Below are 15,259 nucleotides of genomic sequence, written 5' to 3'. Positions count from 1 at the left end.
ATCGAACGAAGGGCGCTGTTCGAACACAAGTTCGATACACTGCAAGCATGGGCTGGCATACCGGGCCGCCGAGCTGGGCGGAAATGGAGCGGGTGCTCAACGGCAAACCGCGCCGCGCCGGCGCTTGGCCCATCGACGAGCAGATCGGCGACGGCGGCGACAGCCCGGCCTGGTCCAGCAAGCGGGGGGAGTACCAGCCGCTCGACCTCGAGCGACCCACGTCGACGGTTCCCTACGCCGAACTGCACGCACATTCGGCCTACAGCTTCCTCGACGGCGCCAGCACGCCGGAGGAACTGGTCGAGGAGGCCGCCCGACTGGACCTGCGGGCGATCGCGCTGACCGACCACGACGGCCTCTACGGCGTGGTGCGCTTCGCCGAAGCCGCCAGGGAACTGGAGATGTCGACGGTCTTCGGCGCCGAGCTGTCCCTGGGCGGGGGCAACCGGACCGAAGACCCCGATCCGCCCGGCCCGCACCTGCTGGTGCTCGCGCGCGGCCCCGAAGGCTACCGGCGGTTGTCACGCGAACTCGCCAAGGCACACCTGGCCGGCGGTGAGAAGGGCAAGCTGCACTACGACTACGACGCGCTGACCGAGGCCGCAGGCGGACACTGGCACATCCTCACCGGCTGCCGTAAAGGGCATGTCCGACAAGCGCTTTCAGGAGGCCGTCCGGAGGCTGCCGCGACGGCGCTGGCCGACCTGGTTGACCGCTTCGGCCGCGACCGGGTCAGCGTCGAGCTCACTCACCACGGGCACCCCTGCGACGACGAACGCAACGCCGCCCTCGCCGAGTTGGCGCCCCGGTTCGGCCTGAGCGTGGTCGCCACCACTGCCGCGCATTTCGCCGAACCGTCGCGGGGTCGGTTGGCCATGGCGATGGGGGCGATCCGCGCCCGGCACTCGATGGACGATGCCGCCGGTTACCTTGCCCCGCTGGGCGGTTCGCATCTGCGGTCGGGTGCGGAGATGGCCCGGCTGTTCGCCGACCGGCCAGAGGTGGTGACGGCCGCGGCCGACCTCGGTGAGCAGTGCGCGTTCGGTCTTGCGCTGATCGCACCGCAATTACCGCCGTTCGACGTCCCCGACGGCCACACCGAGGACAGCTGGCTACGTCATCTGGTGATGGAGGGCGCGCACCGGAGATACGGCCCACCGCAGCGGGCGCCGCGCGCGTACGCGCAGATCGACCATGAGTTGAAAGTCATTGAGCAGCTGACTTTTCCCGGGTACTTCCTGGTGGTCCACGACATCACCCGGTTCTGCAAGGAGAACGGCATCCTGGCCCAGGGCAGGGGATCGGCGGCCAATTCCGCGGTCTGCTACGCGCTCGGTGTAACCAACGTGGACCCGGTTGCCAACGAATTGCTGTTCGAACGCTTCCTGTCCCCGGCGCGCGACGGCCCACCCGACATCGACATCGACATCGAATCGGATCTGCGCGAGAAGGCTATTCAGTACGTCTACGACCGCTACGGTCGCGACTACGCCGCGCAGGTCGCCAACGTCATCACCTACCGGGGTCGCAGCGCGGTACGTGATATGGCCCGCGCGCTCGGCTTCTCACAAGGCCAGCAAGACGCCTGGAGCAAACAACTCGGTCAGTGGGGCAACCTCGCCGAGGCGCCGCACACTGAAGACATTCCCGAGCAGGTCATCGACCTGGCCAAGCAGATCTCCAACCTGCCCCGGCACATGGGCATCCATTCCGGCGGCATGGTCATCTGCGATCGGCCGATCGCCGACGTGTGCCCGGTCGAATGGGCCCGAATGGAGAACCGCAGCGTACTACAGTGGGACAAAGACGATTGCGCGGCAATCGGTTTGGTGAAGTTCGACATGCTCGGCCTCGGTATGCTCTCGGCGCTGCACTACTGCATCGACCTGGTGCGCGAGCACAAGGGTATCGACGTCGACCTGGCGAAACTGGACCTGTCCGAGCCCGCCGTGTACGAGATGCTGCAGAAGGCGGACTCCGTCGGGGTGTTCCAGGTGGAGTCGCGGGCCCAGATGGCCACCCTGCCGCGGCTCAAGCCCCGCGTGTTCTATGACCTGGTCGTCGAGGTGGCTCTGATCCGGCCCGGACCCATCCAGGGCGGGTCGGTGCATCCGTACATCAAGCGACGCAACGGGGAAGAACCCGTCACCTACGACCACCCGTCGATGGAGCCGGCGTTGCACAAGACGCTGGGGGTGCCGTTGTTCCAGGAACAGCTCATGCAGCTCGCGGTGGACTGCGCGGGTTTCTCCGCCGCCGAGGCCGACCAACTGCGCCGCGCGATGGGATCCAAGCGGTCGACCGAACGGATGCGCCGACTGCGGAGCAGGTTCTACGACGGTATGCGCCAGCGCCACGGCATCACCGGCGAAATCGCCGACCGCATCTACGAGAAGCTGGAGGCTTTCGCGAATTTCGGTTTCCCCGAGAGTCATTCGTTGAGCTTCGCGTCGCTGGTGTTCTACTCCTCGTGGTTCAAATTGCACCACCCCGCCGCGTTCTGTGCCGCGCTGCTGCGGGCCCAGCCGATGGGCTTCTACTCACCGCAGACCCTGGTGGCCGACGCCCGCCGGCACGGTGTCACGGTGCATGGACCGGACGTCAACGCCAGCCTGGCCCACGCGACCTTGGAAGACACCGGGAACGCGGTCAGATTGGGCCTGGGGGCGGTCCGGCACATCGGCGACGAACTGGCCGAGCAGCTCGTCGAGGAGCGAAAGACCAACGGCGCGTTCACTTCCCTGTTGGACCTGACGCAGCGGGTGCAGCTGTCGGTGCCGCAGACCGAGGCGCTGGCCACCGCCGGAGCCCTGGGCTGCTTCGACATCTCCCGTCGCGAAGGGTTGTGGGCGGCGGGCGCGGCCGCCAGCCAACGACCCGACCGGCTGCCGGGCGTGGGCGCCTCGTCGCGCATTCCCGCACTGCCGGGTATGACCGAACTCGAGCTGGCCGCCTCCGACGTATGGGCGACCGGTGTCTCACCCGACAGTTATCCGACGCAGTTCCTTCGAGAGGATCTCGACGACCTCGGTGTCATCCCGGCGGGAAGCCTGCTCGACGTGCCCGACGGCACCCGCGTGCTGGTGGCCGGGGCGGTGACGCACCGGCAGCGGCCGGCGACCGCGCAAGGGGCGACCTTCCTCAACCTCGAGGACGAGACCGGAATGGTCAACGTCATCTGCTCGCGCGGGGTGTGGGTGCGACACCGCAAGCTTGCGCAAACGGCTCCGGCACTGCTGATCCGGGGTCAGGTGCAGAACGCGACCGGCGCCGTCACCGTCGTCGCCGAGCGGATGGGCAAGCTCACCTTGGCGATCGGCTCCAAGTCTCGCGACTTCCGCTAGCCCGCTACGGTTGAGCGGTGCGGCGACCCGTCTACCTCCTCGTCGGTGCGGGCACCGCACTGATCGCCTGCTGCTACGGCTTCGGGCGGTTCTCCTACGGACTGTTCGGCCCGGTGTTCGGCGAGACCTTCCGCTTGAGCCCCACCATCACCGGCGTGATCGGTGCGGGCAGTTACATCGGCTACTGCGCGGCGATCACCGCCAGCCTGCTGCTGACCGACCGCATCGGCCCGCGCCGGGTCGCGGTCACCGCCGGAGTCGTTGCCACACTGGGGATCTCCATCATCGCGCTGGCTCCCTCGGCGTATGTGCTCGCGGTAGGCGTGCTGGTCGCGGGCTGCAGCACCGGGATCGTCTCGCCGCCTCTGGCCGCAGCGGTCGCCCAACACCTGCCGCCGAACACGGCCGAACGCGCCCAGACCGTCGTCAACGGCGGCACCGGAATCGGTGTGGTGCTGTCGGCGCCGATCGCTCTGCTGTTGCTGAGCCACTGGCGCGCCGCGTGGGTGGTGTATGCCCTGGTGTCGGCGGCGGTGACGGTCTGGGTGTATTACGCCGTACCCGCCTCCTCGCAGCGCGCAGCGAAGCGGATCGAGCCGCTTTGGCGCACAGGCACTTTCGGCTTGCTGCTGGCGTCCTTGCTGACGGGCGTCGGCAGCGTTGCGGTGTGGACCTTCGGCCGCGACCTGATCACCACGGTCGGCGGGGCAGACGCCACGCGCTCGTCGTTGCTGTGGATCGTCATCGGCGCAGCAGGCATCGTCGGCGCGCTCGCGGGTGATGTGGTGCAGCGGATCGGTCTGCAGTGGGCCTGGGTGAGCGCGACCGTCGCGATGGCCTCGGCAACGGCGCTGTTGGCGGCCGCGCCGTGGAACCTCGGCGTCATTATCGCGGGCGCCACACTGTTCGGTGGGGCATACATCGCGTTGACGGGTTTGGCGCTGCTGTGGAGCGCCCGGCTGTATTCCGACAGCACCTCATCCGGGGTCGGCCTGTCGTTCTTCACGCTCGCGGCCGGTCAAGCCCTCGGGGCGCCCGTAGTCGGCGCGCTCATCGACCTGGCCGGTGGACGGGCCGCGTTCTCTGCGATCGCCGCGGTCGGCCTGTGTGCGCTTGCGGTGCGGCCCGCGAAAACAGCGCCGGCGCCTGCAGCGCGCTAACCCCCGGTGGGCGTGGTCCAGACCTTGTCGACGCTGATCCTCAGCCGCGTGTCGTAGGCGGCGAGGAACTCGTCGCTGAAACCGAGGCGGGCCGCGTACTCCCCGTATTTTGCGCGATACCGTTCGTCCTGCAGTGGATTCGCGTCCTCGGCATCGACGGTTGCGGTTCCGCCGACGACGATGATCCCGCCGCCGTTTCCATCGGAGTCCAAGTTCAGGCTGACCCGCTGATGCGCCCTGATATGTCTGACCTTTGCGGCGCCCGGTTCCGTGTAGACGAGCACGTCGGTGCCGTCGAAGTAGAACCACACCAAACGCGGCACGGGCTGTCCCGACTTGGCCACTGTGGTCAGCCAGCCGTGCTTGTCGGACGAGAGTCGATCGACGACCTCCTGGGTGAAATTGACTGCCATACCGCGAATGTAGTCTCGGAAAATGATCCTGAACCTGTCTGTCGACGAAGTCCTAACCACCACGCGTTCGGTGCGCAAGCGGCTCGATCTCGAGAAGCCGGTACCGCGGGAAGTGCTGCTCGAATGTCTGGAGCTCGCCATCCAGGCGCCGACGGGATCGAACGCCCAAGGGTGGCAGTGGATGTTCGTCGAAGATCTGGACAAGAAGAAGGCCCTCGCCGACATCTATCGGCACAACGCGACGCCCTACCTCGACGCGCCCAAACCCACCTACGGTGACGCACGCGATCAGCAACGCCCACGCGTCACCGAATCCGCCAAGTACCTCAACGATCACTTGCACGAAGTGCCGGTCATGCTGATCCCCTGCCTGGAGGGCAGTCCCGAAGTCGCCACCGCGGGAAGCGCCGGGTTCTGGGGTTCACTGCTGCCCGCGGTGTGGAGTTTCATGCTGGCCTTGCGTTCGCGCGGCCTCGGATCGGCGTGGACGACACTGCATCTGGTCGGTAAGGGGGAGAAGCTGGCCGCCGACGTGCTGGGTATCCCGTTCGACCAATACCGTCAGGCCGGGTTGTTCCCGATCGCTTACACCAAGGGCACCGATTTCCGTCCGGCCAAGCGGCTGCCCGTCGAGCAGATCGTCCACTTCGACTCATGGTGAGTACCTGGTGATGCTCAGGTCGCGCCGCTGAATCCGTGCTGGCGCCACGCCTCGTAGACCGCGACGGCGGCTGCGTTCGACAGGTTCAGTGAGCGCCTGCCCGCCAGCATCGGAATCCGCACTTGTGCGGTGATGTGCCGGTCGGCCAGCGTCACGTCGTCGAGGCCGGACGGTTCTGGACCGAACATCAGCACGTCACCAGGCCGGTACTCGATGTCGGTGAACGACATCGTCGCGTGGGCGGTGAAGGCGAAGACCCGCTCCGGCGCCAGCGCCTCCCACGCGGCGGCCAGATCGCGGTGGACGGTCACCGACGCCAAATCGTGGTAGTCCAGGCCGGCCCGCCGCAGCTTCGGCTCGGACAGATCGAACCCCATCGGTTCCACGAGGTGCAGTTCGCATCCCGTCCCTGCCACCATCCGGATCGCGTTACCCGTATTGGGCGCGATGCGCGGTGAGTAGAACATCAATCTGAACAACTGGCACCTCTCGGTGGAGAGCGCTTTCGGGGCGAAGGGATAATGCTCGCATGGTCGCGAAGAGCCTTTGGATGCAGAAGGTGGCGGCCGACCCCGGTCATTCGCAGTGGTACATCGAGCGCTTCCGCGCGATGGCGCGAGCGGGCGACGATCTGGTGGGGGAGGCGCGCCTCGTCGACGCGATGGTTCCCCGCGGAGCGCACATCCTCGACGCCGGCTGCGGACCCGGCCGTCTGGGCGGCTACCTCGCCGCCGCCGGTCATCGCGTCGTCGGCGTCGACGTCGACCCAGCGCTGATCGAGGCGGCCGAACAGGACCATCCGGGCCCACAGTGGCTCGTCGGCGACCTCGCCGAGCTCGACCTGTCCGCACGGGGGATCACCGAGAGATTCGACGTCATCCTGTCGGCGGGCAACGTAATGACCTTCCTGGCGCCGAGCACCCGGGGCGAGGTGCTCACCCGGCTGCGCGCCCATCTCAAGGACGACGGGCGGGCGGTGATCGGCTTCGGCACCGGCCGCGACTACGCGTTCGCCGACTTCTTCGACGACGCCTCGAACGCCGGTCTCGCGCCGGATCTGCTGTTGTCCACGTGGGATATGCGGCCGTTCACCGACGACTCCGACTTCCTCGTCGCGATCCTCCGCCCGGCGTAGGCGGCCGCGCGACAGGGCAGCATCACAATCGGGTCCCGGTATGCGCTCGGAATCCTCACACTGCCTTTCACCTGCGGTTATGAACTCTGTCTGTTCAGTAAGAATGGTGGATTCGGCCGCACATCGCTGGCATACTCGTCCAATTGCCAGGGCCGGAACAGGCCCGCCGGGGTGGGCATATCAGTAGAAAATCAGTGGGAAGTCTCATGAATGACGCGCCATCGCTGACGATGAAGCCGGCCCTGCGAACGGGCATGCGCCGATGAGCGTGTTTACCCAACTCAAGCAGTCCGACGGCGCGCTGATCGACCTCCGGCGTGAACCCGAGCGACCGGTCAAACGGCCGTCGCGGTTTGCCTTGTCCAACTGGCCGGTCCGGTGGAAAGTGCTCGCGATCGTCTTGGTGCCGTTGATCGTGGCCGCCACGTTCGGCGGCTTGCGCATCTACGGCGACGTGACCGCGGAGGCCGATCTACGCCGCGCCGCCGAACGCGCCGAAATGGTGCCCGCGATCGAGCGCTACATGGAGGCGTTGGAAGCGGCGATGCTGGCCACCTCGGCCAACGGTGACATGCAAGCCGCGCTGAGCCGATTCGACAGCAGCCGTCGTGAACTCCAGCTCCGGATGGAGGCCACCGACGTCGCGCCGGACGTCCGCCAGGGCATCACCACCATGATCGACGACGGTCAGGCGCTGATGAACAGGGTCACCTCGAATAGCGTCGGATTGCGCGACAGCATCCAGGCGTACGCGCTGCTACTGCTGCCCGCCGAGGATGCGGTGACCGGCTCGGTCCGCGTCGACGACGAACGCATCCGCGCGGAGACGGTCGGGCTGGCCCGGGCGATCGGGGCGCGCGGCCAGATGACAATGCAGACGCTCGCCCTCACCCGCGGTGCCGAGCTGCCCGAGCCCGAGTTGCGGACCGCGGTGATCGCACTTGCCGGCACCGAGCCGTCGACGCTGTTCGGTATGAACCAGGTACTAGGGGTGGGATCGCCTGAGGCCAAGACCCTGCAGGCCGAGTTCGTCAAGCGGATGGCGCTGATGACGGACCCGACGGTGCCGCTGGTCAACAACCCCGAACTGCTGGGATCGGTGGCCGCAACCGATCAGATCGCCTCCCAGATCATCGAGCGGACCACCGGCGCGGTCACGTCGGCCGTGCGGGATCGAGCCGACGCTCAGCGCACCACTTTGATCCGCGATGCGGTCATCGTCGGTGTGTCGATGCTGCTCGCGCTGATCATCGTGTTCCTGGTGGCGCGCACCCTGGTGCGACCGCTGCGGCGTCTGCGCGACAGCGCGCTCAAGGTCGCCCATGAAGACCTCGGCGCAGAAATCGAGCGGGTGCGTGCCGGTGGTGACGCGTCGCAGATCACCCCGATCCCGGTGCACACGACCGAGGAGGTGGGCCAAGTCGCCCACGCCGTCGACGAACTGCACGAGCAAGCCGTCTTCCTTGCCGCCGAACAGTCGCGGTTGCAGCTGCAGATCGGGGACATGTTCGAGACACTCTCACGGCGCAGCCGCTCACTGGTCGACCAGCAGTTGGCATTGATCGACCGGCTGGAGCGCAACGAGGAGGACCCCGAGCGGCTGGAGAGCCTGTTCCGGCTGGACCATCTGGCCGCCCGGATGCGACGTAACGGCGCGAACCTTCTGGTGCTGTCCGGCGCGAGGGTTCCTCGCGAGCAGGCCGAGCCGGTTCCGGTCTCCGCGGTGATCAACGCCGCGGCCTCCGAGGTTGAGGACTACACCCGGGTCGTCACCGCGACCGTTCCCGACAGTGAGGTCGTCGGCGCGGTCGCCGGTGACCTGGTCCACCTGCTCGCCGAGCTGCTCGACAACGCGCTGCGCTACTCGCCGCCGATCTCGCAGGTGCGGGTGTCGGCCGTGCACACCGCCAACGGCGGACTGGTCATCGAGGTGAGTGACATCGGGCTCGGGATGACCGAGTCGGATCTGCGGGTGGCCAACACCCGCCTGCAGTCGGGCGGACAGGTCGACCCGTACACCGCGCGGCACATGGGGTTGTTCGTCGTAGGTCGCCTCGCCGCGCAGCATGGGCTGGTGGTCCGGTTGCGGTCCACCATCGGTGGCGAGCCGGATTCGGGCACCACCGCGGGTGTGTACGTGCCGAGCGAGTTGTTGAGGCGACCCGGGGAGCCGCACCAGTTCAGCGAGCCCGAGTACGCCACGCCCGCCGACGCCCATGCGGGGATCGCGACGGCGCTGGCGCTCGACGAGCCGAGGCACGCCAACGGCCACTCTGAGGCGCCGATCGCTGCCCTGCCGCAGCGCAACCCCGGCTCCAGCGGTATCGCGGCCACCCCGCTCGAAGAAGTCGAGGAGCCGGAACCGGCCGGCCGGCCGACGGACACCTCGAGCTTCTTCGCGGCGCGGACGCAAGCGGCGGAGACGGCCGATGCCGACGACTCGATCTACCAGAGCATGCTCTCGGAGTGGCTGGTGGACCCGACCGAACTCGCCAACAGCGAGGACCTGAACTGGGAATCGGTCTGGGACCACGGTTGGTCGGCCGCAGCCGCCGCCGACGAGGCCCCGATCACCGAAGTCACCGACGACGGGCTTCCGGTGCGCACCCCGGGTGCCCGCCTCGTGCCGGGCGCCGCGCAGACCGGCCAGGTAGCATCGGCGGCTGAGTTGGGCGCGGAACCGGGAGCCTCGCAACGCGATCCTGACGCCGTTCGCGCCAGCATCAGCAGCCACTTCGGCGGGGTGCACGCCGGCCGCTCGCACGCACGAGAGACCAGAGGAACCGATACCGAATGACGTACTCGCCAGGCCCGAATGTCGCCGCTGGGCCGGCACGTTCGACGCAGCGCGACTCGCTCGATTGGCTGGTCTCCAAATTCGCCCGTGAAGTGTCGGGGGCGACCCACGCGGTGCTGGTATCCGCCGACGGGCTGCTGATGGCGGCCAGCGAGCACATCCCGACCGAGCGGGCCGACCAACTCGCGGCCGTGGCCTCCGGACTGGCGAGCCTGTCCACGGGTGCGGCACAACTCTTCGACGGCGGCCACGTGCTGCAGTCGGTGGTCGAGATGGAGAACGGCTACCTGCTGTTGATGCGCGTCGGCGACGGCTCGAACCTGGCCACCTTGGCGGCACGCAACTGCGACATCGGCCAGATCGGTTACGAGATGGCGGTATTGGTCGAGCGGGTGGGCACGGTCGTCCAGTCGGCGCGACGGCGCGCACCCCAACATTCGTGAGCGGCCGATGGACCAGTGGGAGGGCGACGTCGCGGCCGAGCCGAGCCTGGTCCGGCCGTACATCCTGACCGCGGGCCGTACCGACTCCCGCGTCTCACTGCCGCTGGAGGCGCCGATCGAGACGGTCGACTCGGCCAAGCCGCCACGCTGGCCGGGTAACGACGTGCGCGGGCAGATCGTGGCGATGTGCGTCCACCACCCGTCGGTTACCGAGATCGCTGTGAAGTTATCGTTGCCGCTCGGCGTGGCGCGGGTGCTCATCGGGGATCTCGTGACGCAGGGTTATGTGGCGGTCGGCAGCACCCTGGGCGAGTCGACCGACGTCGACGAAAGACGTGAGTTGATAGGAAGGACACTGCGTGGCCTCAAGGCACTTTGAGGAGCGCCGGGCACCGAAACCATCGGGGCAGCCGGCTTCGTCGAAAATCGTCATCTCGGGTGGCTTCGGCGCCGGGAAGACGACGTTCGTCGGCGCGGTCTCCGAGATCATGCCGCTGCGGACCGAGGCCTTGGTGACCACCGCCTCGGCGGGCGTCGACGCGCTGGAAGCCACGCCCGAGAAGAACACGACGACGGTGGCGATGGACTTCGGTCGCATCACCTTGGCCGATGACCTGGTGTTGTACCTGTTCGGCACGCCCGGTCAGCGCCGGTTCTGGTTCATGTGGGACGACCTCGTCCGCGGCGCGATCGGAGCCATCATCCTGGTCGACGTGCGGCGTCTACAGGACAGCTTCGCCGCGGTCGACTTCTTCGAGGCCCGCAACCTGCCCTTCCTCGTCGCGATCAACCAGTTCGACAGCGCGCCAAGGCATCCCGCCGCCGCGGTACGTCAGGCGTTGGCGCTTGGCGAGCACGTTCCGGTGATCACCGTCGACGCGCGTGAGCGGCAGTCCGCCAAGGCGGCGTTGATTGCGATCACCGAGTACGCTCTGGCGAACCTGACCTCCCTGCCCGGTTGATCGAGTGCGCCCCGACGAAACACTGTGGAGCGACGAGCACTACACCGGCCGTGACTTCCGCGACGACGACCTCAGCAGGCTACGCACCGAACGTGTGGTGTTCGACGAATGTGATTTCCGCGGCGTCGACCTCACCGAATCCGAGCATGTCGGTTCGGCGTTTCGGAACTGCCGGTTCGAGCGAGCGACCCTGCACCACAGCGTATTCCGGCAGTGCAGCATGCTCGGATCGGTATTCACCGGGAGCCGCCTTCGGCCCATGACGCTGGTCGACGTCGACTTGACGCTGGCCGTCCTCGGCGGATGTGACCTGCGGGGATTAGATCTCACCGGATGCCGGTTGCGCGAGGCCGGGCTCGTCGACGCCGATCTGCGCAAGGCGGTGTTGCGCGGCGCGGATCTGAGCGGGGCGCGGGTGCAGAACCTGCGACTCGACGAGGCCGACCTTCGCGGCGCCAGGACCGACCCGTCACTATGGACCACCGCCGCCCTCACCGGCGTGAAGATCGACGTCGATCAAGCCTTGGCGTTCGCCGCAGCGCACGGCCTGAACATCCACGGGGAATGATCGCCACCACGCACGGATATCGCTAAGCGCTGCTCAGCCGAATCCGCCAGCGCACGAACGCCGTGTAGCCGATGGATATCAGCGCCAGCATGCCGATGTCGAACAGCCACGTTCCCGCGCTGTGATCCCAGTGTCGGTCGTTGGGTGTCAACGGACCGGGCACCAACCGGATCAGGTCGATCGTCGAGGCCGAAGCCGCGAAACCCCAACGGGCAGGAGTGAACCAGGACATCTGATCGAGCACGATCCGGTCCGTCACCGGGATCATGCCGCCCGAGAACACCAGCTGGGACATGATCGCCACCACCAGCAGCGGCATGATCTGTTCGTTGGACCTGGCCAACGCCGAGAGCGCCAGGCCCACCATCGCCGCGGCCACCGTCGTCACCGCGATGTCGACGAACAACTCAATGCTGCGGTTGCCGATGAATGCCCCGCTGTCGACGGCGCCGGGACCCCAACCCTTACCGATGATCGCGATCGCCGTCACGATCGCCGACTGGACTACCGCAAACAGGGTGAACACGAACACCTTCGCCAAAAGGTATGCGGTCGTTGACAATCCGACGGCCTGCTCGCGGCGGAAAATCGCCCGCTCACCGATTAGCGCCCGGATGGTCAGCGCGGTGCCCATGAAGATGGCGCCCACATTGAGCATGACCAGGATCTGGCCCGGCTCGTTGGGCGCCGCGCCGCCCTGCATCGCGGGCACCGGCACGCCGAACCCGACGTCACCGGGAACCGACAGCGACAGCACGCCCATGATGAACGGCAGCAGCATCAGGAACGCGAAGTAGCCGCGGTCGGACACCACCAGTCGCACCTGTCGGCGCGCGATCGTCGAGAACTGTCGCCGCACGCTTGTACTCGTCGGGCTGCCCAGATCGGACGGCTCCTCGGTCGGCGGTGGCGGCGGCGGAGGCCCGTGCTGGGAAAGGAAGCGTTCGTTGGCCGCGTTGGGGTCGCTGGCCACCGAACTGAAGATGTCGGCCCAGTTGGTGGTGCCCATCGACGGGCCGATCTGGCTGGGCGGCCCGTAGAACGCGGTCTTTCCGCCGGGCGCCAGCAGCAGGACCTGGTCGCAGACGTCGAGATAGGTCAGCGAGTGCGTGACGACCAGCACGACGCGCCCGGCATCGGCCAGTTGCCGCAGCATCGTCATCACCTGGCGGTCCAGTGCGGGGTCCAGACCCGAGGTCGGCTCGTCGAGGATCAGCAGCGACGGGCCGGTCAACAGTTCGAGCGCAACCGAAGCGCGCTTGCGCTGGCCGCCGGAGAGCTTGTCGACGCGGGTCTCCAGATGGTTGGTCATCTCGAGTTCCTCGAGCACCTGCATGACGACCTGTTCCCGGTCGGCCTTCGTGGTGTCCGGCGGCAGGCGCAGTTCCGCTGCATACATCAGCGCCTGACGCACCGTCAGCTGACCGTGCACGACGTCGTCCTGGGGAACCATCCCGATCCGGGAGCGCAGCGACGCGTATTCGGCGTGCACGTTGTGGCCCTCGAAGGTCACCGCGCCCGTCGTCGGATGGGTGTAGCCGGCGACCAACCGCGCGAACGTCGACTTACCGGCGCCCGACGGGCCGATGATCGCGGTCAGAGTTCCCGGCCGCGCGGCGATCGAGATGTTGTCCAGCAGCGTCTTGTTGTTCTCGATGGTCCATGTGACGCCGTGCACTTCCAGCCCGCCGGTGCGGGTCGCGGCCTCGCTCTCGGTGCGGCGGACCAGTGTGCCGCCGGAGAAGACGAGGTCGATGTTGCCGATGGTGACCGTGTCACCGTCGCCAAGCAGCGCGGACTCCACGCGTGCACCGTTGACGAACGTGCCGTTGATGCTGCGGTTGTCGATGATCTCGGTACCGGCCGCCGTCGGCACCAGCGTGGCGTGGTGGCGCGACGCCAGCACGTCGGGCACGACGATGTCGTTGTCGGTGGCTCGACCGATCTTGACTGCGCCGGGGACGTTGTCCGGCGGCCTGGTTCCCGGGCGCAGGATCTTGAGCATGCTCGTGGCGAGGTTGCCCTCGCTGGAGCGCGGAGCCGCGGTCGGTCCCATCATCGTCGCCGACTCGAGCGCCGGGGACGATATCACCTGACGCACCGGCTGTTGAGGGCTCGTATAGGCCGCGGGCTGCGGCGTGCTGGGGTGCCGGGGCGGGGGAGGCGCACTCGGATAGGTCGGTTGCGGACGCGCCTGACCCGGCGGCGGACCGTATGGCCGTGCGGTGTGCGGAGCCGAGTGCGGACCCGAAACCGGCGGGGGCGGCGGCGCGGTGGGGTAGTTGCCCGTCGGTCGCTGGTTGGCGATCGGCACCGCCACGGTCGGTGTCCGGCCCACCGCGCCCTGATGTCGGCCGATCTCGAAAGTCAGTCGGGGACCGTCGGGATTGCCGATGTTGATCGTCTGACCGTCGTGGATGTCGACCGCGGGAACCCTGCGGTTGTTGACGAACATTCCGTTGAGGCTGCCGTTGTCGATCGCGACCCAGCGGCCCTGATCGAAGCGCAACACCAGATGCGCACGGGAGATCAACGGATGGGCGATGCGAACGTCGGCGCGCAGATCGCGGCCGATGACGACGTCATTGCCCGCCGCGAAGGTTCGGGTCGATCCGTCGTACCGAACGGTCAGCGCGGGCGGGGCGGGTCGGCTCATCGACGCCAACTCTAACGGTGGCACGTCCGACCCGGTGCTCCGACCACGCGGTCACGAGCGAGGAATGTTCCACCTTGCGGTGTCGGTGATCTGATGCAAGGCCGCGATGCGGTCATCGCGCGTGGTGATGACGTGTGCGAACGCCGCGTCGACGTCGGTTCGACCGTCGCGTGCGGGGCCCCAGTACCGGCCGACGACCACGACGCGCTCGTCGTCGACGGCCAGGTACTCGGCCGGGTCGACGTGCATGTCGTACAGCGACGCGATGCGGCCCCAGACTCCGACGATCATGTCGGCCGAGCCGTGGTGTTGTCCGCCGACACCGTGTGGCATGCCGGTACTGACCGTGCCGACGAAATCGTCGGTCAGCAACCGGAAGAGCTCTGGGCCGTCGGCGCCGGCGAGCGCACCGTAGAACCGTCGGGCGACATCGATGGGAGTGGACACGGCAACCTCCTCTGCGTATTAGAGAGCCCTCTCTATTATACGCTGGAGCGGTGCCGCGTCCTGCCCGATTCACCGTCGACGACCTCTTGGACTCCGCAGCCGCGGTGGTCGCTGAACGAGGACCGGCCGCGCTGACGATTTTGGCGGTGGCGCGTGCGGCGGGTGCGCCCAGCGGATCGATGTATCACCGGTTCTCGGGACGGGCGGCGCTCTGTGGCGAACTGTGGATGCGCACCGAGGAGCGCTTCATCGCCGGCTTCGCGGAAGCGCTGAGCGGTCCTGCCGGTACCCGGGCGCGATGTGTCGCTGCAGCCCGTCACACGGTTGGGTGGTGCCGGGACCATCCGGCGGAGGCGGCGGTCCTCCTCGCGGGCGCCGATGCGCTGTGCGCGTCGGGGTGGCCTTCGGAGTTGCACGCCAGGAGGCGTCGACTGCACCGCCGCCTGCGGCGCTTGCTGGCCGGCCTGCACGCCGAGGCGGACCGGGTCAATGCGGCCGTGATCGACATCCCCTACGCCGTGGTGCGCAGGCACCTGCTATCGGGGGCGGCGATTCCGCCGAGCGCGGATGCGATCGTCACCGAATGCGCCGAAGCGCTCATACCGCCCGTTTGACGAAAGTTTGCCGGTCGTCCGGCGAGTCGCGCGCTTATGGCGACGAAACGTGGTCACCA

At 67.7% G+C, this 15,259-nt stretch carries 14 protein-coding genes; 10 read left to right on the top strand and 4 right to left on the bottom strand.

The window, feature by feature from the left end; all coding sequences use genetic code 11:
• The first annotated feature begins 47 nt into the window (after positions 1-47).
• Together AAHH99_RS10795 and AAHH99_RS10790 are read left to right on the top strand one after the other, a co-directional pair.
• A complete protein-coding gene (locus AAHH99_RS10795) occupies positions 48-3,344 on the top strand; it encodes an error-prone DNA polymerase (RefSeq protein ID WP_418768625.1) in 3,297 nt (1,098 codons plus the stop codon).
• Positions 3,345-3,361: 17 nt separating this feature from the next.
• Positions 3,362-4,504, top strand: coding sequence for an MFS transporter (locus AAHH99_RS10790; protein WP_418768624.1), 1,143 nt, complete (start codon positions 3,362-3,364; stop codon positions 4,502-4,504).
• Here AAHH99_RS10790 and AAHH99_RS10785 read toward each other — a convergent pair.
• The gene (locus AAHH99_RS10785; protein ID WP_418768623.1) at positions 4,501-4,917 is read right to left on the bottom strand and encodes a TIGR03667 family PPOX class F420-dependent oxidoreductase; all 417 of its coding nucleotides are present in this window, start codon (positions 4,915-4,917) and stop codon (positions 4,501-4,503) included. The genes AAHH99_RS10790 and AAHH99_RS10785 overlap by 4 nt on opposite strands.
• A 22-nt stretch (positions 4,918-4,939) precedes the next feature.
• Here AAHH99_RS10785 and AAHH99_RS10780 point away from each other — a divergent pair, with 22 nt between their 5' ends.
• Complete coding sequence (locus AAHH99_RS10780) at positions 4,940-5,578, top strand: nitroreductase family protein (protein WP_418768622.1); 639 nt, start codon at positions 4,940-4,942, stop codon at positions 5,576-5,578.
• A gap of 14 nt (positions 5,579-5,592) precedes the next feature.
• On the opposite strand, the gene AAHH99_RS10775 is transcribed toward AAHH99_RS10780, so the two are convergent.
• Positions 5,593-6,057 (bottom strand): tRNA (cytidine(34)-2'-O)-methyltransferase, encoded by a 465-nt coding sequence (locus AAHH99_RS10775; RefSeq protein ID WP_418768621.1) that lies wholly within the window; start codon positions 6,055-6,057, stop codon positions 5,593-5,595.
• Positions 6,058-6,107: 50 nt separating this feature from the next.
• Between AAHH99_RS10775 and AAHH99_RS10770 the strand changes: the two genes are divergently transcribed.
• The 6 genes from AAHH99_RS10770 to AAHH99_RS10745 all read left to right on the top strand — a co-directional run bounded on the left by AAHH99_RS10770 (position 6,108) and on the right by AAHH99_RS10745 (position 11,483).
• Positions 6,108-6,713 carry a class I SAM-dependent methyltransferase gene (locus AAHH99_RS10770; protein ID WP_418768620.1) on the top strand — a complete coding sequence of 202 codons (606 nt, stop codon included), beginning with the start codon at positions 6,108-6,110 and terminating at the stop codon, positions 6,711-6,713.
• Positions 6,714-6,975: 262 nt separating this feature from the next.
• The gene (locus tag AAHH99_RS10765; protein ID WP_418768619.1) at positions 6,976-9,510 is read left to right on the top strand and encodes an ATP-binding protein; all 2,535 of its coding nucleotides are present in this window, start codon (positions 6,976-6,978) and stop codon (positions 9,508-9,510) included.
• Complete coding sequence (locus tag AAHH99_RS10760; RefSeq protein ID WP_418768618.1) at positions 9,507-9,953, top strand: roadblock/LC7 domain-containing protein; 447 nt, start codon at positions 9,507-9,509, stop codon at positions 9,951-9,953. The genes AAHH99_RS10765 and AAHH99_RS10760 overlap by 4 nt, the downstream gene beginning before the upstream one ends.
• A 7-nt stretch (positions 9,954-9,960) precedes the next feature.
• Complete coding sequence (locus AAHH99_RS10755; RefSeq protein ID WP_418768617.1) at positions 9,961-10,332, top strand: DUF742 domain-containing protein; 372 nt, start codon at positions 9,961-9,963, stop codon at positions 10,330-10,332.
• Positions 10,313-10,915: a GTP-binding protein gene (locus tag AAHH99_RS10750; RefSeq protein ID WP_418768616.1), complete on the top strand. Its 603-nt coding sequence runs from the start codon at positions 10,313-10,315 to the stop codon at positions 10,913-10,915. The genes AAHH99_RS10755 and AAHH99_RS10750 overlap by 20 nt, the downstream gene beginning before the upstream one ends.
• Before the next feature lie 4 nt (positions 10,916-10,919).
• On the top strand, positions 10,920-11,483 hold the full coding sequence (locus AAHH99_RS10745) for a pentapeptide repeat-containing protein (protein ID WP_418768615.1): 564 nt from the start codon (positions 10,920-10,922) through the stop codon (positions 11,481-11,483).
• A gap of 22 nt (positions 11,484-11,505) precedes the next feature.
• On the opposite strand, the gene AAHH99_RS10740 is transcribed toward AAHH99_RS10745, so the two are convergent.
• On the bottom strand, positions 11,506-14,139 hold the full coding sequence (locus AAHH99_RS10740; RefSeq protein WP_418768614.1) for an FHA domain-containing protein: 2,634 nt from the start codon (positions 14,137-14,139) through the stop codon (positions 11,506-11,508).
• A gap of 51 nt (positions 14,140-14,190) precedes the next feature.
• The gene (locus AAHH99_RS10735) at positions 14,191-14,586 is read right to left on the bottom strand and encodes a nuclear transport factor 2 family protein (protein WP_418768613.1); all 396 of its coding nucleotides are present in this window, start codon (positions 14,584-14,586) and stop codon (positions 14,191-14,193) included.
• Positions 14,587-14,636: 50 nt separating this feature from the next.
• Between AAHH99_RS10735 and AAHH99_RS10730 the strand changes: the two genes are divergently transcribed.
• A complete protein-coding gene (locus tag AAHH99_RS10730; protein WP_418768612.1) occupies positions 14,637-15,200 on the top strand; it encodes a TetR/AcrR family transcriptional regulator in 564 nt (187 codons plus the stop codon).
• Positions 15,201-15,259 lie beyond the last annotated feature (59 nt).

It is taken from the genome of Mycobacterium neumannii (assembly GCF_048452905.1).
GTDB classification, from domain to species: domain Bacteria; phylum Actinomycetota; class Actinomycetes; order Mycobacteriales; family Mycobacteriaceae; genus Mycobacterium; species Mycobacterium neumannii_B.
Note: the sequence above shows the minus strand (reverse complement) of the source record. Positions and strands in the feature narration are given on the sequence as shown.